Below are 22,733 nucleotides of genomic sequence, written 5' to 3'. Positions count from 1 at the left end.
GGTCGAGCCGATGACAGTGACGCAGATTCATGAGCGGGTGCCGGCGCCCGCGCTCGTGCCGGTCCGGGTGGTCGACAACGACGTCCACCCGGTGCCCAAGAACGGTCAGTTCCTCGACCACATCCCTGAGCCCTACCGCAGCAGGTACTTCATGAGGCAGCGGTTCGGGGAGACGATCACCTACGACGCCCCGGACTACGACGAGGCGAAGGCCATGCGGATGGACGCCTTCCCCGCCGACGGCGGCTTCCCCGGCAGCGACCCGGAGATGGCCTTCCAGCACGTCATCATGGAGGCCGGCTGCGACATCGCCATCCTCGAACCCGGCTCCCCCGAGGACATCAGGCCGGAGATCGCCACGGCGCGGGCCATCGCCACCAACAACTGGCTCGACGCGCAGTGGCTGAGCGGTCAGGGGAACTGGCACGGGCGCTGGCGCGGCTCGATCTGCGTGGCGATCGAGGACCCCGAGGGCTCGGCCCGCGAGATCGAGCGCTGGGCAGGACACCCGTACATGGGACAGATCCTGCTCCACGCCGAGCCCAGGCCCTCGTGGGGACACCCCAAATACGACCCGGTGTGGGCCGCGGCGACCAGGCACGACATCACCGTCGCCTGCCACCTCGGCCGCGGAGCCTTCGACAACCACCCCCGCCCGCCGGTGGGCTGGCCCAGCTACAACCACGACTTCATGGTCACCTACTCGCTGCTCGCCGCGAACCAGGTGATGAGCCTGATCTTCGACGGGGTCTTCGAACGGTTCCCGACGCTGCGGATCGTGCTGGTCGAGCACGCCTTCAACTGGATCCTGCCGCTGATGTGGCGCATGGACGCCATCTACGCCGCCCGCGGGGGCGACGTGCCGCACGTGAAGCGCAAGCCGTCGGAGTACGTCTACGACCACATCTTCTTCTCCACCCAGCCGCTGGACTACCCCGAGGACAAGCTCGAGCTCACCCGCTCGCTGGAGCTGATGCGCGCCGACAAGCTGCTGCTGTTCTCCTCGGACTACCCCCACTGGACGTACGACGACCCGACCTGGGTGCTCAAGCACATTCCCGAGGACATGCGCGACGCGATCATGTTCAAGAACGGGATCGAGCTGTACAAGCTCCCCGAATCCGTGCCACCGATCGAAGGACAGCGGCGGGTCTTCTGAGCGCCTGAACAGGAGGATCCACGTGACGGTCGAATCACAGCCGCCGCGGCCCAGGCTCGCCGCCGGCCGCGAGCACGTCGTGGCCAAGGTCGGCGAGATCGAGCCGGGCGATCACAAGCTGGTGCCGATCGGACGGCACGGCGTGGGCGTCTACAACGTAGACGGCACCTACTACGCCATCGCGAACTACTGCCCCCACGAAGGCGGTCCGCTGTGCTCCGGGCGCCTCGGCGGGCGCTCGGTCACCGACGAGCGGGCCCCGGGTGGCGCGTCCCTGGTCGAGGACGGCCAGTACATCTACTGCCCCTGGCACCAGTGGGGCTTCGAACTGGCCAGCGGGACCACGGCCGTCAAGCCTGAGTGGACGATCCGCACCTACCCGGTGCGCGTCGAGAACGACGAAGTGATCGTGACGGCCTGAGTACGAGCAAGGAAGGACGGACAATGCCTGCCATCGAGATCAACGGCGGCCTGGTCGAGTACGAACTGCTGGGCCCGGAGGACGGGCAGCCGATCGTGCTGACGCCGGGAGGCCGCTTCACCAAGGACCACGCGGGTGCGCGGCGACTGGCCGACGCCCTGGCCGACGGCGGACTGCGCGTCCTGGTCTGGGATCGGCCCAACTGCGGCCTGTCGGACGTGCGGTTCACCGGCCCGTCGGAGTCCCACATGCGGGCCGAGACGCTCGGCGCGCTGGTGAAGGCGCTCGGCATCGGCCCGCTCGTGATCGCCGGCGGCTCCGGCGGAGCGCGGGACTCGGTGCTGACCGCCGCGCTGCACCCGGAGCTGGTGACCAAGCTCATCGTCTGGCAGCCGGTCGGCGGCGTCTTCAGCACCATGAACATGGCCGCCTACTACGTGCTGCCGAGCATGGGCGCGGCGCGGCTGGGCGGCATCCAGGCCGTGATGGAGATGCCCGAATGGGCCGGGCTCATCGAGGCCAACCCCCGTAACAAGCAGCGCTTCCTCGACCTGGGCACGGACGGCTTCCGCACCGCGATGTCGCGGTGGCTGAACGCCTGGGTGCCCAAGGCCGGTCAGACGATTCCCGGGGTGGACGACTGGCTGGTCCAGCAGATCTCCGTGCCCACCGTGGTCATCAGGTCGGGCGAGGGCGACCAGGATCACCCGCTGCGCACCTCCTTCGACCTGCACAACCTGATCCAGGGGTCGCGGTACGCCGAACCTCCGTGGGCCGAGGACGCGTGGGAGCGGTCGACCGAGCTCGAGCGGCAGGGCAAGGGGACGTGTCTCGACCACTGGGTCGAGGCGGCGCCGATGATCCTCGAATTCGCCGCATGACACGCGAAGACGCCATGACTCCCGCACGACCGGGCGGGCGCCTTCGGGTGGGCGTGCTCCCCGGCGGGCCGGCCCGCCTGGCACGGGTGGGCGACCGGGCCGAATCGCTCGGCGACTACCGCGCCGCGGGCGGCCATCGCGAGCTGCCCGCCGGCGCGGAGCTGATCGGCCTGATCGAGACCTCAGGGTTGCGCGGCAGGGGCGGCGCCGCGTTCCCGGCCGCACGCAAGATGCGCGCGGTACGCGCCGGCGCGGGCCGCCCGGTCGTCATCGCCAACGGCGAGGAGGGCGAGCCGACGTCGGTGAAGGACCGGTGGCTCCTGCGGCACCGTCCCCACCTCGTGCTCGACGGCGTCCGGCACGCGGCCGCCGCCACCGGCGCCGACCTGGCCTACGTGTACCTCTCCGACCCCGTGGCCGGGCGCAGCATGCTCGACGCCGTCGCGGAGCTGCCCGACCCGCCGGTCGAGGTGCGCGTCATCCTGGTCGAGCCGGGTTACGTGGCCGGCGAGGAGACCGCGGCCGTCCGCTTCATCAACGGCGGCCCCGCCAAACCGGCGGACAAGCCGCCACGCCCCTTCGAGTCGGGCGTGGCCGGCCGGCCCACGCTGGTGTCGAACGTCGAGACGCTCGCCAACCTGCCGCTCATCACCGGCATGGGCGTTCGGGCCTACCGCGAGGCCGGCACGGAACGCTCGCCGGGAACGTTCCTGATGACGCTCGGCGGCCGGGTGGAACGGCCCGGCCTGTACGAACTCCCGCTCGGGACCATGATGCGAACCGCGATCGAGTCCTTCGGCGGGACGGCGGGCGCGCCGGCCGGGTTTCTCATGGGCGGCTACTTCGGCGGCCTGCTCAACGCGCGCGGCCAGGATCTGGCGCTCGACTACGACACGATGGCCGCCGAGGGCAGCGGCCTCGGGTGCGGCGCGGTGACGGTCCTGGACGCCCGCGACTGCCCGGTCCGGGTCGCGGCCGAGGTCATGGCGTACTTCGACCGCGGCAACGCCGGTCAGTGCGGCTCGTGCTTCAACGGCACCGCCGCGATGAGCGCGGTGTTGTCGGCCTTGGCCGCGCAGACGGCGGCGGTGGCGGACCTGGACCGGTTGCGCCGCTGGTCGGTGACCCTCAAGGGCCGGGGCGCGTGCGCCACGCTCGACGGCGCGGCCGCGCTCGCCGCGTCGCTGCTGCGTGAGTTCCCCGACGCGCCGGCCATCCACATCGAGGGATCGTGCCCGCTGTGCCGGGCCGGCGAGCGGGTGGGACAGAGCGCCCCGTTCGCCGTGGACGTGCCCGGCGCCCAGGCCGAGTTGCTGAGGAACTGACCCATGAGAATCAAACTCGACCGGACCCTGTGCGACGGCTTCTCCCGATGTGCCGAGCTCGCCCCCGGGGCCTTCTCCCTCGACGACTGGGGGTACGCCTCGCTGAAGGGTGACGGCACCGTCGCACCGGCCGACGAGAGCAAGGTACGGCGTGCCCTGCTGGACTGCCCGGTGCACGCGATCCAGGAACACCCGGGAAGACCCGGCGCAGCCGGCTAGACCGGGACCACATCGTCTGCCCGGGCCGGACGCTCGACGGCGCTGCCTGCGGGGGCGGGCGGATGACGATGTGCTCGCGAACACCACCACCACGGCCGGCCGCCGCTTCCAGCGCGCCGCGTCGTCAGCGGCGCTCATCGGCCGCGTTCATCAGCAGCACTCATCGGCGGCGCTCATCGCCGGTGTCCACCGGCAGTGTTCAGCGCTGCCCGGGCAGCGCTGCCCGTTCACCCCCGCGGACAAGAGGTTCGTCATGCCCCTCGTAGTTCAGACACCCAAATTCCACCCCCGAGACCTGATCACGTTCCGTGGCTACCAGCAGGGCGCCATCGCCTGGCTGCAGTACGGCACCGCGGTCGGAGCCGTCTACTTCATCGCCGGCCCCCTGTTCCACGGCATGCTCGCGGACGTCACGTGGGGCATCGGTGTGACGTCGATCGCCCTGCTGATCCGCGGCCTGCTCGGCATCATCGTCGGACCCCTCACCGGCTGGCTCGTGCACCGGTACGGCGTCCGCCCGGTCGTGATGGCCGGCGGTGCGTTCACCGCCGGTTTCACGGCCCTGACCGGCACCACCCAGAACGCCTTCCAGTTCGTCCTGGTGTTCGGAGTCGCGCTGACCGTGGCCGACGGGCTCATGGGGCACATACCGGCGGCCACGGTCGTCCAGAACTGGTTCATCAGCCGGCGTGCGGTCGTCATGGGCCTGGTCAATTCGGGGGCCGGGATCGGCGGGCTCGTGTTCGCGCCCCTGATGGCCGTGCTGGTCCGGGATCTGGGCTGGCGGCAGGCGCTGTTCGTGCTGGGCGGCATGATCTTCGTGCTCGCCATCCCCTCGATGCTCCTGCGCAACCGGCCGCGGGACGTGGGCCAGTGGGTGGACGGAGTGCCCGGCCGGGTGATCCCGGAACACGGCGACGAGGACGTCATCGGCACGGCGCAGCAGCGGGTCAACCAGATCCTCCGCACACCGGCCTTCTGGATGATCTTCATCATCTTCGGCATCGAGGCCTGGGCGCTCGGCGTCTACGCCGCCTACCAGGTCCTGTATCTCGAAACCGTGGGCATCACCGCCCTCGAAGCCTCGACCGCGGTGGGGGCGGCCGCCGGCTTCGCCGCCGTGTCGGGGATCGTGTTCTCCCGGCTCAACGACCGGATCAGCCCCTACTACGTGCTGCTGGCCTCGACGCTCAGCATGACGATCGGCTCGGTCATCTTCATCACCACGACCTCCACCGCGCCGCTCTACCTCTACTCGCTGTTCTTCGGCGCGGGTTACGGCCTGCTGGTCCCCACGATCCCGGTCGCGATCAGCCGCTACTTCGGCGCCCTGAACTTCTCCAAGGCGTTCGGCGTCGGCCAGATCATCGTCAGCGTCCTCGGCGGCCTCGGCCCGTACATCACGGGACAGATCGTCCAGCAGACCGGCAGCTACCAGATCCCGATCTACCTGATCACCGGGATGCTCGTGCTGTCGGTGGCGCTCGCCGCGCTGGCACGGCCGCGGGGCAAGGCGCTGCAGTCCGTGGTGCAGGTCGACCCGGGCGAGCAGACGGCCGTCGCCGCCAAACACGTCCCCGAGCCGGCGAGCGACTAGCTCCCGGAACCTCCGCCCGCTCCAGACGGCCGCACGGCCGTCTGGAGCTTGCCGCGCGAAACCCCTCTGACAGAAGGATCGAGAGCACGTGAGCATCGAACCCGCCCGTATCACCCACTACATCGCAGGCCGTGACTGGGACGGCGACGCCGAACGCACCGGTGCGGTCCGCAACCCCGCGACCGGGGCACTCACCGGTCGCGTCGACCTCGCCTCCGCCGGCCTGGTCGGCGAGGCCGTCACCACCGCGACGGCGGCCGGGCGGCACTGGGGCACGATGTCCCTGGCCCGGCGCGCGCAGGTGCTCTTCGCGTTCCGGGAACTGCTCAGCGCGCGCAGGCACGAGATCGCCGCGCTGATCACCGCCGAGCACGGCAAGGTCTTCGACGACGCGCTCGGCGAGGTGACGCGCGGGCTGGAGGTCGCGGAGTTCGCCTGCGGCATCCCCCAGTTGCTGAAAGGCGGCTTCAGCGAGAACGTCTCGACCCGGGTCGACGTGTACTCGATCCGGCAGCCGGTCGGGGTCGTCGCCGTGATCTCGCCGTTCAACTTCCCCGTCATGGTCCCGCTGTGGTTCGTGCCGGTCGCGCTGGCGTGCGGGAACACGGTGATCCTCAAACCCAGCGAGAAGGACCCGTCCGCCACCCTCGCCATGGCCCGGCTGTGGAGCGAGGCGGGACTGCCCGACGGGGCGCTCAACGTCGTGCACGGCGACAAGGAGGCCGTGGACACGCTGCTCACCCACCCGGACGTCAAGGCCGTGTCCTTCGTCGGCTCCACTCCCGTCGCCCGGTACGTCTACGGGACGGCGACGGCACACGGCAAACGGGTCCAGGCCCTCGGCGGCGCCAAGAACCACCTGCTCGTCCTGCCCGACGCCGACCTCGACCTCGCCGCCGACGCCGCCGTCAACGCCGGTTTCGGCTCGGCCGGCGAGCGGTGCATGGCGATCTCCGCGCTGGTCGCCGTCGATCCCGTCGCCGACGAGCTCATCGAGAAGATCAACGAGCGGATCGGCAAGCTGCGTACCGGCGACGGCACCCGCGGCTGCGACATGGGCCCGCTGGTCACCCGCGAGCATCGTGACCGGGTGGCCGGGTACGTCGCGGCCGGCGTCGCCGAGGGCGCGACCCTGGTCGTGGACGGCCGCGAGGGCGACTTCGACGGTGACCCGGACGGCTTCTGGCTCGGGCCGACCCTCTTCGACCACGTGACACCGGAGATGTCCGTGTACCGCGACGAGATCTTCGGCCCGGTGCTCTGCGTGACGAGGGTGAAGTCGTACGAGGACGGGATCTCGCTCATCAACGCCAACCCGTACGGCAACGGAACCGCGATCTTCACCAACGACGGCGGCGCCGCCCGGCGTTTCCAGCACGAGGTGGAGGTCGGGATGGTGGGAATCAACGTGCCCATCCCGGTACCGGTCGCCTACTACTCCTTCGGGGGCTGGAAGAACAGCCTCTTCGGCGACACCCACGCCCACGGCACCGAGGGCGTGCACTTCTTCACCCGCGGCAAGGTCGTCACCTCCCGCTGGCTCGATCCCCGCCACGGCGGGCTCAACCTGGGCTTTCCCCGCAACGACTGAGTGCCCGGGGTGCGGGCGGACAGCCCGCACCCCGGCCCCGCTCACAGGAGCGCGCAGACCAGGACGCCGTTCAGCGCGATGACGACCACTCCGGCCCAGCCCGCCAGCGCGGTGGTGACCCTGCGGTTCACCCAGGCCCCCATGACGTCCCGGCGCCGGGTCAGCAGGATCAGCGGCACCAGCGCGAACGGGATGCCGAACGACAGGACGACCTGGCTCAGCAGCAGCGCCAGAGTCGGTTCCATGCCCAGCGCCAGGATCGCCAGGGCGGGCACCACGACCAGCAGCCTGCGTAGGCACAGGGGAATCCGCCGACGCAGGAAGCCCTCCATGACGACCTGGCCGGCGTACACGCCGACGCTGGAGGAGGCCACCCCCGAGGCGAGCAGCGCGACGGCGAAGAGCAGCGCGGTGAGCGGGCCCGCTCCGACGGCGAACTGCTGGTGCGCGCCGGAGAGGGTCGGCTCGGCGCCCGAGCCGTGCAGCGTGCTCGCGGCGCCCACCAGCATCGCGACGTTGATCAGTCCGGCCACCCCCATGGCCAGGACGATGTCCATGCGCTGGGCGCGCGGAGCGTCGGCGTGATCGGGGCGGCGGCCCGGGGAGAAGTGCTCCCTGGTCAGGGCGGAGTGCAGGTAGATGGCATGCGGCATGACGGTCGCCCCGATCACTCCGGCCGCGAGCAGGAGGCTGGCCGCGCCGTCGAAACGTGGCACGAGCCCCGTGAGCACCGCGCCCGTGGGGACGTCGGCGACCAGCGTCTGGTGGACGAACGCGACCGCCACCACGACGAGCATGGCGGCGATCGCCGCCTCGAATCGCCGGTTCCCGGCTTTACGCAGGGACAGGATCGCGAACGAGGCCGCCGCGATCACCAGTCCACCGGGCAACATCGGCAGGCCGAAGAGGAGGTTCAGGGCCACCGCCCCGCCGATCAACTCGGCCAGATCCGTCATGATGACCACGATTTCCGCCTGCAGCCACAGACCCCAGACCACGGGCCGCGGGTAGTGCTCGCGGCACAACTCCGGCAGGCTGCGGCCGGTGGCCGCCCCGGCCTTGGCCGAAAGGTACTGCAGGAGCATGGCCACCAGATTGGCCGCCACCACCACCCACAGCAGCAGAAAGCCGAAGCGGGCGCCGCTCTCGACGTTGGTGGCGAAATTTCCCGGGTCGACATAGGCCACCGCCGCGACGAAGGCCGGGCCGATCAAGGCCACCAGCCGTTGCCGCACACCGGTGGTGGGCGGGAGGGGTATGGAGTCGGGCGGGTCGGGATCTGGCTTCACGGGGCCGTCCTTGAACAGGGCTGGGGGATGGACCCTTGCGGGAGGAGAGGCTCCAGCATACAGTGTGAACAAATATTTGGTCACATCTCCGGAAGCGCGAATGTGCGCCCGATCGCGAAAGGACTGGGAATGGCCAAGGCCATCATGGCTGTGTTCAGCAATCCGGCGTCACCGGAACGGGAAGACGAATACAACACCTGGTACGACCAGGTCCATATCAAAGACCTGCTGAGCCTTCCCGGAATCGGCAGCGCGACGCGGTACCGGGTCGCCGACGCGGAACACCGTTATGTCGCCCTCTATGAATTGCACGACTCCGTGGAGGCGGTCGTCTCCCAATTGGGCGGCCTTTCAACGGAGGTGTCGCCGGCGCTGGACCTGGCCGGGACGCGCACCTACTTCTGGGAACCCGTCGATCAGTCATGAGAAAGGCGGTCGCACGGGTCGACGTCGATCCGAACCGGTCCCTGACCGCCGATCGCATCGCCGCGGGCGTCGCACGGCTGGCGGCGCGAGGGCTCGTCCTGCGCCGGCACCCGGAGGAACGGGTGCTGACGCTGACCCTGGACGGCGAGAGCCGGGAGCGTGCCAGGCAGCGCCTCGTCACCGCCTGCGAGACGGCGTTCGGAACCACGCCGGCGGTCGGCGTCGTCACCTTCGCCAGTCGCGGAACCGACGAGGACGCCCTCGGCGTGATCGAGGCGTTCGGCGTTCAGGCGGACGTCGAACGGCTCCAGGAGGACGGAGCCGAAGTCGCGGTCTTCACGATCCCGTCGGCCGAGCGCCGGCGCGTTCCCGAGAGCCGGCTGCACACGGCCCTGGAGGCGGCCCTCAATTGCGAGATCCGCATCCGCTACGCGTGACCCGCTCACTGCGCCAGGCAGCGGGTAAAGCGTCATCCGGCGGGCGGGCATACTGGAAAGGTGCCAGCGACCAACCCCGGGGACGTCATCGCCTCGGCCGAAGACAGTCGGCGTAGCGAACTGCTCCGCATCGCCGCAGACGTTTTCTCTTATGCGGGTTACACCAGCACGTCTCTGCGTGACATCGCCCACGCCGCCGGCATTCTGGCGGGAAGCCTGTACCACCACTTCCCGTCCAAGGAGGCGCTGGCGGTCGAGTTGATCTCCGCGTTCCACGCCGAGATCGAGGCCACGGCGCACCGTTCGCGCTCGGGCGTGAGCGATCCGCTCAGCGCCATCGTGGCGTTCGCGGCGCAGGTCGGCGGGGTCGTCGAGCGGCACCGGGCCGCGGCCCAGATGTGCAGGTACGACGCGCCGTCCACCGCGACCGAGGCGATGAGCTCCCTGGTGCGGCGCAAGCTGCCCGCCATCGAGAGCCGCTGGTCGGAGTTGCTTCGTGCCGCGCGGGAACAGGGCGTCATCCGCGCCGGAACCGACCTGCCGATGGTCCAGAACGTGCTGTCGGAAGCCGTCATCGATCTGGCGCTGCTGGGCGGCACCGAGCCCCCAGCCGGCTACATCCACGCGCTGACCACGCTGGTCCTGCACGGACTGGCCGCCGAGAGCAGCGCGCCCGCCGACCTGGACGCCTCCGTCCCGATGCGGATCGCCCAGGAGCACGTCGCCACCTGGTCCGGGCTGCCGGAGGCGTCCGCGGGAGGCCGCCGCGACCTGATCCTCGCCACCGCGCGCGACGAGTTCGCCCGCCGCGGCTACGACGCCACCACGATGCGCGACATCGCGGCGGCGCTGGGCACGCGTCCCAGCAGCATCTACCGCCACTTCACCTCCAAGCAGGACCTCCTCGACGCCATCGTGCGGAACTTCTCCCCGCGGCTGCTGGCCGCCTACGAGGCCGTCGTCGGAGCGTCCGGCTCGGCGGTCGAGCGTCTCGACGCCCTCTTCTGGCTGATGGCCTCGGCCTCGGCGTCGTTCCGGCCCGACTTCATCATCGTCGGAGACTGGTGGCGCGAGCTCAAATACCCCGCCGACGCACCGCCCGAGGACAACGCCGCCCGGCTCCGGCTGCTGGAGAAGGTGATCCGCGACGGGATCCCGGCCGGAGAGTTCGTCCGTCTCCAGGATCCCGCGATGCTCGCCGTGGCCGTCCGCGCCATGTTGTGGGTGCCGCTCACCGACTGCGCTCCCCCGGCGGTGGCCCAGCGCCACGCCTTTCTCAGGCAGTGCCTGCTCGACGGCGCCGCCGCTCCGGCGGAGCGGATGACCATCTTGTCCCTGTGAGCGCGGGGGCGTCCGCGTTCACGGCCTCGGGCGGTCGGCCCTTTGCGGGTCGTTCGTCCGCGTCGAGCACGTAGGCCGCCGGTCACGACGGCCGCACTCGAGAGGTTCACCGCCGCACTGCAGGGCCTGTGCGCCGGAGGCACCGTCGAGTACCGCGAGGGTGACCGCGTCCGCGACATCCGGCTCCTGCATGCCGGGCCGCACGTGAACACCACCGACCCGTCGAGTTCCTGGTGGCCGCCGCCGTCGCCGACGGCCGACGAAGGGCTCACCGTCCCGCTCGGCCGAGCCTGATCGCGGCAAGGCACCCATCGGTGGCCCGTGGTTGATAACTGCATACTGCGTATGCATACTAGGTAACCATGTCCGTCAGACATAGCCTGCTCGCCCTCCTCAGCGGTGGCCCCCGGCACGGCTACCAGTTGAAGATCGAGTTCGAGGCGTCGACCGGAGGGACCTGGCCGCTCAACATCGGCCAGGTGTACACGACGCTGTCCCGCCTGGAGCGCGACGGCCTGGTCGCCCCGGGCGAGTCGGACGAGCAGAACCGCGTCACCTACACGATCACCCCGGCCGGCCGCGAGGAGATGGAGCTGTGGTTCGCCACCCCCGTCGTCCAGTCCGACCGGCCACGAGACGAGCTGGTCATCAAGCTGGCCATGGCCGTCGCCGCCCGGAAGGTGGACGTCACCGCGGTCATCCACCAGCAGCGGACGGCGACCATGCGCACCCTCCAGCAGCTCACCAAGGCCAAGCGAGCCGCTCCGGAAGGCGCGGCGCAACGGCTCGTCCTCGATTCCATGATCTTCCAGGCCGAGGCCGAGCAACGGTGGCTGGAGCACTGCGAGGCCGTTCTCAAGGAGGAAAGATGACAGTCGTACGGCTGGCCGAGGTGGCCAGGGTCCACGGTGAGGGGGCGACGGCCGTACACGCGCTGAAAGGGGTGAGCCTCGAGGTCGGCGCGGGCGAACTGGTCGCGGTCATGGGGCCGTCCGGGTCCGGCAAGTCGACCCTGCTCAACGTCGCCGGCGGGCTCGACCGGCCCACCTCGGGAACGGTGCACCTCGGCGAGCGCGACCTGGCCACCGTGCGCGACCTCGCGGCCCTGCGCCGCCGCGAGGTCGGCTACGTCTTCCAGGACCTCAACCTGATCACCTCGCTGACGGCCGCGGAGAACGTGATGCTGCCCCGCGAACTCGACGGCGTGCGCCCGCGCGCGGCCCGCAAGGAGGCGATGGCCGTGCTGGCCGAGATCGGCGTGACAGACCTGGCCGACCGCTTCCCCGAGGAGTTGTCGGGCGGCCAGCGCCAGCGGATCGCGATCGCCCGCGCCCTGGTGGGCACGCGGCGCCTGCTGCTGGCCGACGAGCCGACCGGCGCGCTCGACACCCGCACCGGCGACGAGATCCTGCAGTTGTTACGCACCCGCTGCGACGCGGGCGCGGCGGTGCTGCTGGTCACCCACGAGCCGCGCTACGCCGCCTGGGCCGACCGGGTGGTGTTCCTGCGCGACGGGATGATCACCGACACCACCGACTCGTCGCTGGTGAGCGCCCGATGAGCGTCCTGCCGGTCGCGCTGCGCCTGGCCCGCCGCAACGCGTGGCGCTCCCGGGGACGAAGCGCGCTGGTCATGGTGATGATCGGCCTGCCCGTCCTGGTGATCACGGGGCTCTTCACCCTCGTCGAGACCATGAACGTCACCCCGCAGGAGGGGCTGGCGGCCGAGCTGGGCACGTCCGACGTCCGCCTCGTCCAGATACGCGAGAACATGGCGCTCCGCCAGCAGCCGAACGGGGCGATCTGGAGCACCGGCGTCGGCGACGCGGCGGCCACTCCCCCGCTCGGCGCCGCCGAGGTGGCGGCCCTGCTCGGACCGGGCACCCGCCTGCTCTCCTTCAGCGCCGGCGTGCTCCACCTGGGCGGCGACCGGGTCGAGACGCTGGAGACCGACCTGCGTGACCCCCTGACCACGGGGATGCTGACGTTGCGCGAGGGCAGGTTCCCCGCCGCGGGCGAGATCGTGGTGACCCCCGCGCTGGGCCTGCGGCCCGGCGAGTTGCTCCGGCCGTCCGGCTCGCCGCCGCTGATGGTGGTGGGCGTGGTCGAACATCCGCACCAGCCCTCACTGCGGCAGGTCGTGGGCCCCGACCTGCCGCCACCGTCGGCCGACCGCGCCGGGACGGTCCTGTACGGCCCCGGCTGGCTCGCCGACACCGCGAAGCCCGTGCCCTGGAGCGAGGTGCCCGCGCTGAACCGGGCCGGCCTGTACGTCCTGTCCCGCACCGCGCTCCCGGCCTGGCCGGACACCCTGTCGCGGCTCCCTCCCCTGGATGTGCAGCAGACGGTCGGGCTCGGCACGATGGTGATCATGGTGGTGCTGGAGACCGTGCTGCTGGCCGGGCCCGCCTTCGCGGTCGGGCTCAGGAGACGACGCCGGGAACTGGCCGAGATCGCGGCGCAGGGCGGCTCGGCCGCGCACCTGCGGACGATCGTGCTGGCCGACGGGCTGGTCCTCGGCGGCGCGGCCACCCTCGTGGCGATGGTGCTGGGCATCGCGGCCGGAGCGCTGGGCGCCCCCTTCGCGGCGCGGTGGGGAGGGCAGGCCGGCCCGCTCGATGTCCCGTGGCCACCGGTGCTGGGCGTCGCCGCGCTGGGCCTGGTCGCCGGTATCGCGGCGGCGCTGGTGCCCGCCGTGCAGGCATCCCGGCAGGACACCGCGACCGTGCTGGCCGGCCGTGCGCCCGCGGCCGGCGACGGGCCGTACCGGCCGCTCGCCGGAGCCGTGCTCGTACTGGCCGGGCTGGTGGCGATCGTGGTGGCGCGCCGCCAGCCGGGCACGGTGTGGGTGTGGGCCGCCGCGGTGCTGATCATGATCGGGCTGGTGGTGCTGACGCCCTGGCTGATCCGCCTCACGGGACGGCCGGCCGGCCGGTTGATCCTGCCCTTGCGGGTGTCCGTGCGCGACGCCGTCCGCAACCGGACCCGCACGGCGAGCGCCGTCGCGGCCGTCATGGCGGTCACGGCGACGGCCGTGGCGATGGGCATCGGCGCCTACAGCGAACACATGGACCGGCGCAACGACTACACCTCGGCCCGCCCGACCGGCACGCTGGCGATCTGGGGCGGCGCCATGACCGATGCGGCCTGGAAGCGGCTGCGCGCCGAAACGGCCCGCCACCTGCCGGGCGTGCCGCTGGCCCCCGGTTACGAGGTAAGGGGCGCCGACGGCCACCGCTACGCGCTGCGGTACACGGTGCGCTGGAACGGGACGCGGACCCGCCGTTCGGCGGCCATCGGGGATCAGGCCCTGCTCACCCTCCTGCAAGGACGCCACGACCCGCGGGCAGCCGCGGCGCTGGCGAGCGGCAAGGCCGTCGTCTTCGACCCGGCCGCGGTGCGGGACGGCAAGCTGACGCTGCGCGCGAGCTCCACCTCCGCCCCCGCGCGCGAACTCGTCGTGCCGGCGGTCCTGGCCGTCCCCGCCGACGAACACCAGGGCGGGGCCGTGCTGCCGCGCGCCCTCGTCGAACAGTCCGGATTCAGCACGGCCGAACGCCAGCTCTACGCCATGCACCGACTGCCCGCGGGGTCGGCGCTGCCGCGCGACCTGGCCGAGGTGACGCGCCGCGTCACGATCGCCGGCGAGGAGGGTTACCGCAACATCGGCGACCCCGGCCTGTGGGGCTGGCTCGGCGGCGCCCTCGTCCTCGTCGTCGGCGGCACCTTGGCCGCCACCCGCCTGGCGGCGGCCGACATGTGGCCCGAGCGGGCCACGATGGCGGCCATCGGCGCGCCGCCGGGCACGATGCGGCTCGTCGTGGCCGGCCAGGCCCTCTACATCTCCGGGCTCGGCGCGCTGGTGGGGCTGGTCGCCGGGACGGTGACGGGCGTGGCGCTGAGCCGGCCGATGACCACGCACGCCGCCGGCGACCCCGCCACCGTCGCCATACCGTGGCCCTTCGTCATCGCCGTGGTGGTGGGGTTGCCCGTGCTGGCGACCGCGGCGGCGCTGATCACCCGGACCGGATCGCCGCTCTCCCGCCGGCTCCTGTGCCCCCGGCCGGGGCGCAGGACGGCTTCCGTTCGGACGGGAAGATGAGACCGGCGGACGCGCCCGGAATCGCTGGGCGCGTCCGCCGGTCTCATCGAGCACCTTCGCCCACCCCGGCCCGCTACGATTCCTCGGCCACCCCGAGGTACATCACCTTCGGGTTCACCGGGCTGAACGAGACCGAGGTGACCCGGTCGTAGGCGTTGTGGTTCGTGGTGACCCGGCCGCGGCGCGCGTCATAGCGGTAGATGTTCGTGCCGAGACCGGACCACGCCGTGCCCCACACGAAGTACAGCACCCCCGGGTCCTTGGGGTGGGCGGCCAGCAGCGGGCCGTTGGGGATGGTGACCTCGCTGCTCTGGTCGACGACCGGGGTGAAGTGACGGCCCCCGTCGAGCGAACGGTAGATGTGACGGCCGTCGGACGGCGCGTGCGCGTCGTTCTCGGCCATGTTCAGGCCCATCGCGTAGACGACGTTCGGCGCGGCCGGGGAGATCGTCGCGCTGAACACGTTGACCCGGGTGCCGGGCTCGGCCAGCCCCGTGGACGCGTGCCACGTCCGCCCGCCGTCGTAGGTGACCCGGGCGCCCTGGCTGCCGGCGCCCATGACCACGTGGTTCAGGTTGTACGGGTCGAAGGCCGCCGTGTAGACCATGAGCAGCTCGCTCTGCTCGAACGCGGGCGTCCCGATGGCCCGCCAGGTGCGTCCGCCGTCGCGCGACTCGTGCAGTTGCCCGTCGCCGTCGGCCAGCCGTAGCCGCTCGCCGCGCAGCGGGTCCGTGGCGAACCCGGTCACCTCGCCCGCCGGTGCGGTCAGCGGCGTGACGGAGTCGGTCGTCACGAGCGAGAGGTTGCCGTCACGGTCCCAGGCGTAGGCCCGCCCGCCGCGGGCCGCCGTGAGCGTGATGTAGGTGCCGCTCACCTTGCCCACCGGCGTCCAGCCGCAACCGGCGTCCTTGGAGGCCAGCAACACGTTGTTCGACATGGCGAGCAGCCGGCCGGGCTCATCGAGCGTGACGAGGCCGCTGGTGTAGACGATCGGCCGCAGCACCTGGCTGGTCGGCGCGATCGTCCGGCCCTCGTCACGGGTGAACGTCACCGACCCGTCACCCGTGACCGTGTCGCAATGCGGCTGCTGCCAGCGTCCGACGCCGTTGAGCGCGGCCTCCGGCTCGTCGGCCGCGGCGGCGGGCATGGCCGGCAGGATCGCGATCGCGGCCGCGATGCCCAGGGTGATCATCTTCTTCACAACAACCTCCAGTAGGACGTACCTGGTACGTCCTATCGGGGAGACGATCGCGTACGCTAGGCCAAGCCCTGGCAGATCTATGACATTGCAGGAATACGACGCCCGGAGAGATCATGAATTCCGAGGACAACGCCCTCTCGGCCGTCGGGGTGGATGCCGACGACGAGCGAATCTACCGAGACCTGCTACGCCGCCCCCGCGCCGCGCTGCCCGAGCTGGCCGCGCACACCGGCCGCACCACCGTCGCCCTGCGCCGCGCCTTCTCCCGGCTGGAGGCGCTGGGGCTGGTCAGCCGCATGGCGGGGCGTCCCGTCCGGTTCCTGCCGACCCGTCCGGATGTCGCGGTGGCCGCCCTCATCTCGCGCAGGGAGGAGGGCCTGGCCCAGGCCCGGCTGGCGGCGCTCGCGCTGCTGGCCGAGACGCCGCCCACGGAGAACCAGTCGCCGGAGGAACTCGTCGAGGTCGTCCAGGGGCAGGCGGCCGTGGTGCAGCGCTTCACCCAGCTCCAGCAGACCGCGACCGAGGAACTGCTGGTCCTGGACCGGCCCCCGTACGCCCAGGACCCGACGGAGCAGAACGTCGAGGAGCTCGACCGCCTGTCGCGCGGCGTCCTGGTCCGCGGCATCTACGACGTCTCGGCGCTGGAGATCCCCGGCAAGCTGCGCCTGGCCCAGGAGGCCGTGGCCGCCGGCGAACAGGCCAGGATCAGCCCCGAGGTGCCGATGAAGCTGGCGATCGCCGACCGCAGGAGCGCGATCCTGCCGCTGAGCACCGCCGCCTCGGCCGACTCCGGCAGCGCCGACAGCGCGGTCATCGTCCACTCCTCGTCGCTGCTGGACGCGCTCGTCACCCTCTTCGAGGTGTTGTGGCGGGGGGCGCTGCCGCTACCGGCCGCCCCGTCCGACGGGCGTGCCGGCGTGCCGGATCCCGAGCTGTTCACGCTGCTCGCGGCGGGGCTGAAGGATGAGGCGGTGGCGCGGCAACTCGGGGTGAGCCTGCGGACGGTTCACCGCCGGGTCAGCGAGCTGATGGAGTTGCTGGGAGCGCGCACCCGCTTCCAGGCGGGCCTGCTCGCGGCCCGCCGCGGCTGGTCCGACCCGGGCTGAGCCCGCCCCCTCGGGCGAGGGGCGGGCCGCGTGTTTCAGGTGGTCAGGACGTCTCAGCCGGTCGCCGCGACGAGGCTCCAGCGCTGGGTGTCCGATCCGTTCGCGTGGCGCAGTCGCACGTCGCCGCGCGGAACCACCGGCGGTTCCGTGTTCCAGAGGAGGTCCTGGCCGGGCACCTTGATGACGAAGGTGCCGTTGCCGGCCGGCTCGATGGACCAGACGCCGGCGTCACGGTTGGTGACCACCGGTTCCCCCGCCACCGCCTGCCGCACCGCAGCGTAGCTGTCGAGCATCCTGATCATGTTGATGCCGACGTTCTGGATCGTGTACCCGTCCTCGCGGCGGTCGATCTGCCACAGCTCGAACGGGCCCGGGTTCTCCCGGGTGCTGGAGACGAAGAGCTCCGCACCCGCGTTGTAGGTGCGCACCGAGCTGTGCGAGGCGACGTTGATGATCCGGTACGTGCCCGGCGCGAAGGCGGCGGCCTGGGCGGCGCCCGCGGCGGTCGGGCCGCTCATCGCCCAGGAGCTGAGCAGCAGGGCCGTGGCCACGGCGGTCCTGACGAGGCCGCGTACGTTACGGCTTCGGCGTGTCTTCGACAACACATCCCCCTTGTGCAACTGATCGACTACGGAACGTCACAAGTGATGCTGTCAGCACCCGGACAATCAGTCACTCTTCGTAAGGGGAGTATGACCTTAACGCATTGGCGACGGGCCGCACGTCTCAGGGGCCGAGCACGTTGTCCGGCGAGTCCAGCCAGATCACCTGCCCGCCGGAGGTGACGGTGACACCGAACCGCCGCCAGCTCGGCTGCCCCAGGGAGACCCAGCGGGCGTACGCCTGCACGACCTCGTCCCAGAGCGGCCGGTCGCCGGCCTGCTGGACGGCGATTCTCGAACCCGGCCGGCAGGTGACGGCCGCCCATGAGCAGGGCACGTCAGGGTCGGACAGCCACATGCGCCACCATCGGCCGTCTTCGTCGGTGCCACTGCCGGTGGTCGTGACGATTCCGGTCAGCGCCGAGATGGTCACGTCCATACCCGCGTCGATCTGGTCGAACGCTCGCGGATCGAGCGCCGTCCAGTACTGGCGCCGATCGTCCGAAAGCGTGTCGTCCGGGGCCGGACGCTGGGAGCGCATCCACATATAGTCGGCGAAGTCGACGATGCGGCCCTGCGCGGTGCCGTCCGCCCGCACCTCCAGCCGCAGGCAGTGGCCGACGCCGAAGCCCGGACGCCACGGGGCGACGATCACCGCGCCGGGCCGGCACTGCTCCACCCACGCGTACCGCACATACCGGATGCCGCTCACCTGCCGTGATCCTTCGGCTACGCATGGACGTAGGCGATGGCCGGCTGTCAGGCGGGGGCGCCGGCGGTCAGTTCGAGGTGGGTGCCGGTGAACGCGGCACGTAGCCGCCGGTCGTGGCTGACCACGACCAGGGCTCCCCGGTAGCCGGTCAGCGCCTGTTCCAGTTGCTCGACGAGCAGCGGCGACAGGTGGTTGGTGGGCTCGTCGAGCAGGAGCAGGTCCACGGGCTCGCTCACCAGCCGGGCCAGGTCGATCCGGCGGCGCTGCCCGTAGGACAGCTCCCCGAGGCGCAGCCCCAGTTCCGGCGGGCGGAACAGGCCCAGGGCGAGCAGCGCGTCGGCGTGTTCGTCCAGGCTTCCCGGACGTCCGTGGGCGTAGGCCCGCAGCACCGTGCGGTCCGCGGGTCCGGGCTGCCGCGGGGTCCCGGCCCGGACGGATGCGCGCACGTCGCCGATGTCCGGTTCGTCCTGCCGGAAGAGTCCGGCCCGGCCGGCCCGCCGCACCTCCCCCGCGTCCGGTCTCAGCTCCCCGGCGAGCACGCGCATCAGCGTCGTCTTGCCCGCCCCGTTCGGGCCGGTGACGAGTAGCCGCTCACCGGCGCGGACGGTCAGGGAGTCCAGGCGCAGCCGTCCGGTCACCTCGATGCCGTCGAGTGCGACGACCTCGGCCCCCGCGCCGGCACCCGTGGTGGTGAGGGCGGCGGTGAAGCGCAGCGGCTCGGGCGGCGGCGGCGCGGGATGGTCGGTGAGCCACTGGAGCCGCTGCCGGGACTGCCGGATGCGGCCGGCGGCCCCGTGGGCGCGCGAGCGCCCGCGCCAGCGGCCGGTGCCCATGCCCGCTTTGGCAGTCTTGCGGGGGATCACCTGCATCCGGCCGGCGTTGGCCGTCACCAGCGCGGCATGCCGGTCCAGTTCCTCTTTCCAGTCCTCGTGGGCGCGTGCCTGGGCGGCGCGTTCGGCGGCCTTGGCGGCGAGGTAGCCGGTGTACCCGTCGCCGTAGCGGCGTACCTGCCCGTCGGCGACCTCGACGATGGCGGTCGTCACCCGTTCCAGGAACACCCGGTCGTGCGTGATCGCCACGAGCGTGCCCCGGTGGGCGCGCAGGCGCTGTTCGAGCCAGGCCGTGGCGGCGTCGTCCAGGTCGTTGGTCGGCTCGTCGAGCAGCAGCAGCTCGGGGACGGACGCCAGCGTGGCGGCCAGCGCCAGCCGGGAGCGTTCGCCGCCGGACAGCGTGCCCAGCGGACGGTCCCGGTCGAGTCCGGGCAGCCCCAGCTCGTGCAGGGCCACCTCCACCCGGGTGTCGGCCTCGTAGCCGTCGCGCGCCTCGAACTGCGCCACCAGCCGCGCGTAGGCGTCCAGGCCGGCGTGATCGTCGGCGTCCCCGCGCGCCGCCGCGCCGAGCGAACGTTCGGCCGCCCGCATCCGGGCTTCGAGCGCGCGCAGGTCGGCCAGCGCCGCATCGACGGCGTCGGCGACGGTGGCGTGCGGCGGCAGCGCGAGCGACTGCGGCAGGTACCCGACGCCGCCGGGCGCGACGGTCACGACCTCACCCCCTTCCGGACGCTCGGCCTGCGCCATCAGCTTGAGCAGCGTGGACTTGCCCGATCCGTTGTCGCCGATCACCCCGAGCCGCTCGCCGGGCCGGACAGTGAGCGACACCCGGTCCAGCACGACGCGGGTGCCGTAGCGCTTGGTGATCTCGTTGAGTGCCAGTTGAGCGGGGACACGCAAAGCGCCTCACCTCCTGTTGTGCGTTTCTCGTGCCGATGGCCGCGCGGCACCGGCGGTGTCAGCCCGGGGCCTTGCGGCTGAGGTGCTCCCAGGCGCGGTACTCCTCGGCGCGGGCCTGGTCCATCTGCCGCACCATGTCGAAGGAGGCGCCGCCGACGATCAGCCGCAGCGGCGGGTCCGCCAGTCCGGCCAGCTCCATGACGACCGAGGCCGCGGTGCCGGGGTCGGGGCCGGCGTCCTCGCCCCACATCTCGGCCAGCTTGGCCCGCAGCGGCTCGTACTCCGGGTGCGGCGGCGTCATCGTGGTGCCGCGGGTGAACAGGTCCGTGCCGTACCCGCCGGGCTGCACGATCGTCACCTTGATCCCGAACGGCGCCACCTCCATGGCCAGCGCCTGGCTCACCGAGTCGAGCGCGCTCTTGCTCGCCGCGTAGAAACCGGTGGAGGCGAACCCGCCGCCGGTCCCCATCGTGGTGACCTGCAGGATGTGGCCCGAGCCCTGTGCCCGCAGGTGCGGCAGCACGGCCTGGGCCACCCACACCGCGCCGAAGAAGTTGACCTCGAACTGGGCGCGGACCTGCTCCTCCGTCGCCTCCTCCACCATCCCGAGCAGCATCGTGCCGGCGTTGTTGACCACGACGTCGAGCCGGCCGAACGCCGCCGCCGCCCGGTCCGCCACCACGCCGACGGCCGCGCGGTCACGCACGTCCAGCGTCAGCCGGACCAGCCGGTCCGGGTGGGCGGCGGCGAGGTCGTCGAGCGGGCCGAGGTCGCGCGCGGCGGCCACGACGCGGTCTCCGGCGGCGAGCGCCGCCTCGGCGAACGCCCTGCCCAGGCCCCTCGACGCGCCGGTGATGAACCATACGCGTGCAGCGGTCATACGTTTCCCCTCATCCGTACTGTGACGAGACGTATCGTCTCGCCTTGCTGAGATGAGTATGGGCGGGCCGCCCATCCGCTGTCAAGACGGTCCGTCTCGTCTCGCTACCGGGCGCCGGTCGCGGTCAGGCGGTGTCCGGGCGCATGGCCTTGAGGAAGGACTCGACGAGGGCGTCGGCGTACTGCGGGGTGAGCGGGCCGGAGCGCAGCAGCCAGCGCTGATAGAGGGGCGCGTACAGGAGTTCCAGGGCCAGGTCGAGGTCGGCGTCCGCGGCGAGTTGCCCGGCCTGCTGGGCGGTGCGCAGCCGGGCCTTCTTGGCCTCGTCCACCGGGCCGGCCAGCTTCTCGCGGTACTGGGCGGCCAGGGCGGGATCGTTGATGATCTCCATGTTGAGCGCGCGGATCGGCGCCTCGAACGCCGGGTCGGCGAACTCGGCCACCGTCGCCCGCAGCACCGTCTTGAGGTCGGCCTCCAGGTCGCCGGTGTCGGGCAGCGCCACGCTCTGCTCCGGCCCGGCCTCGCTCAGGGCGAGGAAGGCGTCCAGGACCACCGCGCCCTTGGACGGCCACCAGCGGTAGATGGTCTGCTTCCCCACCCCGGCGCGGGCCGCGATGGCCTCGATGGACAGCTTGGCGTACCCCACCTCGGAGACCAGTTCGCGGGCCGCGGTGAGGATGGCCTGCCGGGAGCGCTCGCTGCGGCGGGCGGAGTTGGGCTGCTTGACCATGCCGGGGATCGTACCAGCTAGAAGACGAGACGTTCCGTCTTCTCCGTACGGCAGGCGGACCCGGCTGGCTTTCGCGACAGAATGTCGTAAACTTGTCGACGAGTTGTCGCATAAAGGAGTTCCATGGCCCAGAAGTTGATCGTCGTGACCGGAGCCTCCACGGGCATGGGCGCCTCAGCCGCCCGCGAACTGGCTCGCCAGGGATTCCACGTCCTGGCCGGCGTACGACGCGACCGCGACGCCGACGCCATCCGAACGACCGGCGTCGAACCGATCATGCTCGACATCACCGAACCCGAGCAGGTGCGGGCACTCGCGGCGCGGGTCACCGACGACCCGCGCCCGCTGCACGCGCTCGTCAACAACGCCGGCATCCAGGTCAACGCCCCGGTCGAAGCCCTGCCGATGGCGCAGTGGCGATGGGTGTTCGAGGTCAACCTGTTCGGCCACATCGCCGTCACCCAGGCGCTCCTGCCCGCCCTGCTGCACGGCAGGGGCCGCGTCATCAACATCAGCTCCATCGGCGGCAAGGCCGCCATGCCCACCTACGGCGCGTACGCGGGCGCGAAATTCGCCCTGGAAGCGGTCAGCGACGCGCTCCGCCGCGAGATCGCACCGCTGGGCGTGCAGGTGGTCGTGATCGAGCCCGGCGGCGTCCGTACGGAGATGGCCGCCCGCGGCATCGCGACGGCGAACCGGCTGGCCGCCCAGATGACCCCGGAACAGGACCGGCGCTACGGCAGCCTGGTCCAGGCGACCAACACCCTGATGGCCACCGGCACCGCGTCGGGCGTCACCGCCGACGCCGCCGCCCGGGTCATCGCCAAAGCCGTGACGACCCGCAAACCACGCACCCGCTACACCATCGGCCGCGACGCCGCCCTCATCACCCGCCTGACCCGGATCCTGCCCGACCGCACGCTCGACCGCGTCATCGCCGCCAACCTGCGCCGCCACCACCCGAAGAGCGCCACCGCCTGAGCCGGCG

The 22,733-nt window shown here is 71.7% G+C and carries 23 protein-coding genes; 16 read left to right on the top strand and 7 right to left on the bottom strand.

Annotated features, from left to right (window positions below; all coding sequences use genetic code 11):
• The first annotated feature begins 10 nt into the window (after positions 1 to 10).
• From FAF44_RS20110 to FAF44_RS20080, 7 genes are all read left to right on the top strand, one after another.
• Entirely contained in the window at positions 11 to 1,159 is a 1,149-nt protein-coding gene (locus FAF44_RS20110) for an amidohydrolase family protein (protein WP_237104748.1), read from the top strand.
• Between the two features lie 22 nt (positions 1,160 to 1,181).
• Complete coding sequence (locus tag FAF44_RS20105) at positions 1,182 to 1,580, top strand: Rieske (2Fe-2S) protein (RefSeq protein ID WP_237104747.1); 399 nt, start codon at positions 1,182 to 1,184, stop codon at positions 1,578 to 1,580.
• Positions 1,581 to 1,603: 23 nt separating this feature from the next.
• Entirely contained in the window at positions 1,604 to 2,461 is an 858-nt protein-coding gene (locus FAF44_RS20100) for an alpha/beta fold hydrolase (protein WP_237104746.1), read from the top strand.
• Positions 2,458 to 3,786 (top strand): NADH-ubiquinone oxidoreductase-F iron-sulfur binding region domain-containing protein, encoded by a 1,329-nt coding sequence (locus FAF44_RS20095; protein WP_237104745.1) that lies wholly within the window; start codon positions 2,458 to 2,460, stop codon positions 3,784 to 3,786. The genes FAF44_RS20100 and FAF44_RS20095 overlap by 4 nt, the downstream gene beginning before the upstream one ends.
• A 3-nt stretch (positions 3,787 to 3,789) precedes the next feature.
• Positions 3,790 to 4,005: a ferredoxin gene (locus tag FAF44_RS20090; RefSeq protein ID WP_237104744.1), complete on the top strand. Its 216-nt coding sequence runs from the start codon at positions 3,790 to 3,792 to the stop codon at positions 4,003 to 4,005.
• Between the two features lie 70 nt (positions 4,006 to 4,075).
• A complete protein-coding gene (locus FAF44_RS20085) occupies positions 4,076 to 5,602 on the top strand; it encodes an MFS transporter (RefSeq protein ID WP_237104743.1) in 1,527 nt (508 codons plus the stop codon).
• A gap of 88 nt (positions 5,603 to 5,690) precedes the next feature.
• Positions 5,691 to 7,193, top strand: coding sequence for a CoA-acylating methylmalonate-semialdehyde dehydrogenase (locus tag FAF44_RS20080; RefSeq protein WP_237104742.1), 1,503 nt, complete (start codon positions 5,691 to 5,693; stop codon positions 7,191 to 7,193).
• 41 nt (positions 7,194 to 7,234) lie between these two features.
• Here the strand turns inward: FAF44_RS20080 and FAF44_RS20075 are convergent, their stop codons facing one another.
• Positions 7,235 to 8,482, bottom strand: coding sequence for an Nramp family divalent metal transporter (locus FAF44_RS20075; protein WP_237104741.1), 1,248 nt, complete (start codon positions 8,480 to 8,482; stop codon positions 7,235 to 7,237).
• A gap of 129 nt (positions 8,483 to 8,611) precedes the next feature.
• Here FAF44_RS20075 and FAF44_RS20070 point away from each other — a divergent pair, with 129 nt between their 5' ends.
• The 7 genes from FAF44_RS20070 (at position 8,612) to FAF44_RS20040 (ending at position 14,787) form a co-directional block, all read left to right on the top strand.
• The gene (locus tag FAF44_RS20070) at positions 8,612 to 8,908 is read left to right on the top strand and encodes a DUF4286 family protein (RefSeq protein ID WP_237104740.1); all 297 of its coding nucleotides are present in this window, start codon (positions 8,612 to 8,614) and stop codon (positions 8,906 to 8,908) included.
• Positions 8,905 to 9,345: a hypothetical protein gene (locus FAF44_RS20065; protein ID WP_237104739.1), complete on the top strand. Its 441-nt coding sequence runs from the start codon at positions 8,905 to 8,907 to the stop codon at positions 9,343 to 9,345. The genes FAF44_RS20070 and FAF44_RS20065 overlap by 4 nt, the downstream gene beginning before the upstream one ends.
• Before the next feature lie 60 nt (positions 9,346 to 9,405).
• On the top strand, positions 9,406 to 10,686 hold the full coding sequence (locus FAF44_RS20060; RefSeq protein ID WP_237104738.1) for a TetR/AcrR family transcriptional regulator: 1,281 nt from the start codon (positions 9,406 to 9,408) through the stop codon (positions 10,684 to 10,686).
• Positions 10,687 to 10,728: 42 nt separating this feature from the next.
• Positions 10,729 to 10,980, top strand: coding sequence for a hypothetical protein (locus FAF44_RS20055; RefSeq protein WP_237104737.1), 252 nt, complete (start codon positions 10,729 to 10,731; stop codon positions 10,978 to 10,980).
• 68 nt (positions 10,981 to 11,048) lie between these two features.
• On the top strand, positions 11,049 to 11,558 hold the full coding sequence (locus FAF44_RS20050; protein ID WP_237104736.1) for a PadR family transcriptional regulator: 510 nt from the start codon (positions 11,049 to 11,051) through the stop codon (positions 11,556 to 11,558).
• Positions 11,555 to 12,247 carry an ABC transporter ATP-binding protein gene (locus FAF44_RS20045; RefSeq protein WP_237104735.1) on the top strand — a complete coding sequence of 231 codons (693 nt, stop codon included), beginning with the start codon at positions 11,555 to 11,557 and terminating at the stop codon, positions 12,245 to 12,247. The genes FAF44_RS20050 and FAF44_RS20045 overlap by 4 nt, the downstream gene beginning before the upstream one ends.
• Positions 12,244 to 14,787 carry an ABC transporter permease gene (locus FAF44_RS20040; protein WP_237104734.1) on the top strand — a complete coding sequence of 848 codons (2,544 nt, stop codon included), beginning with the start codon at positions 12,244 to 12,246 and terminating at the stop codon, positions 14,785 to 14,787. Before FAF44_RS20045 ends, FAF44_RS20040 begins: the two co-directional genes overlap by 4 nt.
• 73 nt (positions 14,788 to 14,860) lie before the next feature.
• On the opposite strand, the gene FAF44_RS20035 is transcribed toward FAF44_RS20040, so the two are convergent.
• Complete coding sequence (locus tag FAF44_RS20035; protein ID WP_237104733.1) at positions 14,861 to 15,988, bottom strand: hypothetical protein; 1,128 nt, start codon at positions 15,986 to 15,988, stop codon at positions 14,861 to 14,863.
• A 113-nt stretch (positions 15,989 to 16,101) separates the two neighbouring features.
• Here FAF44_RS20035 and FAF44_RS20030 point away from each other — a divergent pair, with 113 nt between their 5' ends.
• A complete protein-coding gene (locus FAF44_RS20030) occupies positions 16,102 to 17,094 on the top strand; it encodes a TrmB family transcriptional regulator (protein ID WP_237104732.1) in 993 nt (330 codons plus the stop codon).
• 53 nt (positions 17,095 to 17,147) lie between these two features.
• On the opposite strand, the gene FAF44_RS20025 is transcribed toward FAF44_RS20030, so the two are convergent.
• From FAF44_RS20025 to FAF44_RS20005, 5 genes are all read right to left on the bottom strand, one after another.
• Complete coding sequence (locus FAF44_RS20025) at positions 17,148 to 17,696, bottom strand: hypothetical protein (RefSeq protein WP_237104731.1); 549 nt, start codon at positions 17,694 to 17,696, stop codon at positions 17,148 to 17,150.
• A 124-nt stretch (positions 17,697 to 17,820) separates the two neighbouring features.
• Positions 17,821 to 18,408, bottom strand: coding sequence for a hypothetical protein (locus FAF44_RS20020; RefSeq protein ID WP_237104730.1), 588 nt, complete (start codon positions 18,406 to 18,408; stop codon positions 17,821 to 17,823).
• 47 nt (positions 18,409 to 18,455) lie between these two features.
• The gene (gene abc-f / locus FAF44_RS20015; protein ID WP_237104729.1) at positions 18,456 to 20,138 is read right to left on the bottom strand and encodes a ribosomal protection-like ABC-F family protein; all 1,683 of its coding nucleotides are present in this window, start codon (positions 20,136 to 20,138) and stop codon (positions 18,456 to 18,458) included.
• A 58-nt stretch (positions 20,139 to 20,196) separates the two neighbouring features.
• Positions 20,197 to 21,018, bottom strand: a complete 822-nt coding sequence (locus FAF44_RS20010) for an SDR family NAD(P)-dependent oxidoreductase (RefSeq protein ID WP_237104728.1) — start codon at positions 21,016 to 21,018, stop codon at positions 20,197 to 20,199.
• 124 nt (positions 21,019 to 21,142) lie between these two features.
• The gene (locus FAF44_RS20005) at positions 21,143 to 21,745 is read right to left on the bottom strand and encodes a TetR/AcrR family transcriptional regulator (RefSeq protein ID WP_237104727.1); all 603 of its coding nucleotides are present in this window, start codon (positions 21,743 to 21,745) and stop codon (positions 21,143 to 21,145) included.
• A gap of 123 nt (positions 21,746 to 21,868) precedes the next feature.
• Between FAF44_RS20005 and FAF44_RS20000 the strand changes: the two genes are divergently transcribed.
• Positions 21,869 to 22,726: an SDR family oxidoreductase gene (locus FAF44_RS20000; protein ID WP_237104726.1), complete on the top strand. Its 858-nt coding sequence runs from the start codon at positions 21,869 to 21,871 to the stop codon at positions 22,724 to 22,726.
• Positions 22,727 to 22,733 lie beyond the last annotated feature (7 nt).

The sequence above is a fragment of the Nonomuraea sp. MG754425 genome (assembly GCF_021699195.1).
Taxonomy (GTDB): domain Bacteria; phylum Actinomycetota; class Actinomycetes; order Streptosporangiales; family Streptosporangiaceae; genus Nonomuraea.
The sequence above is the reverse complement of the archived record's forward strand: the minus strand, read 5'-3'. Positions and strand labels throughout refer to the sequence as shown.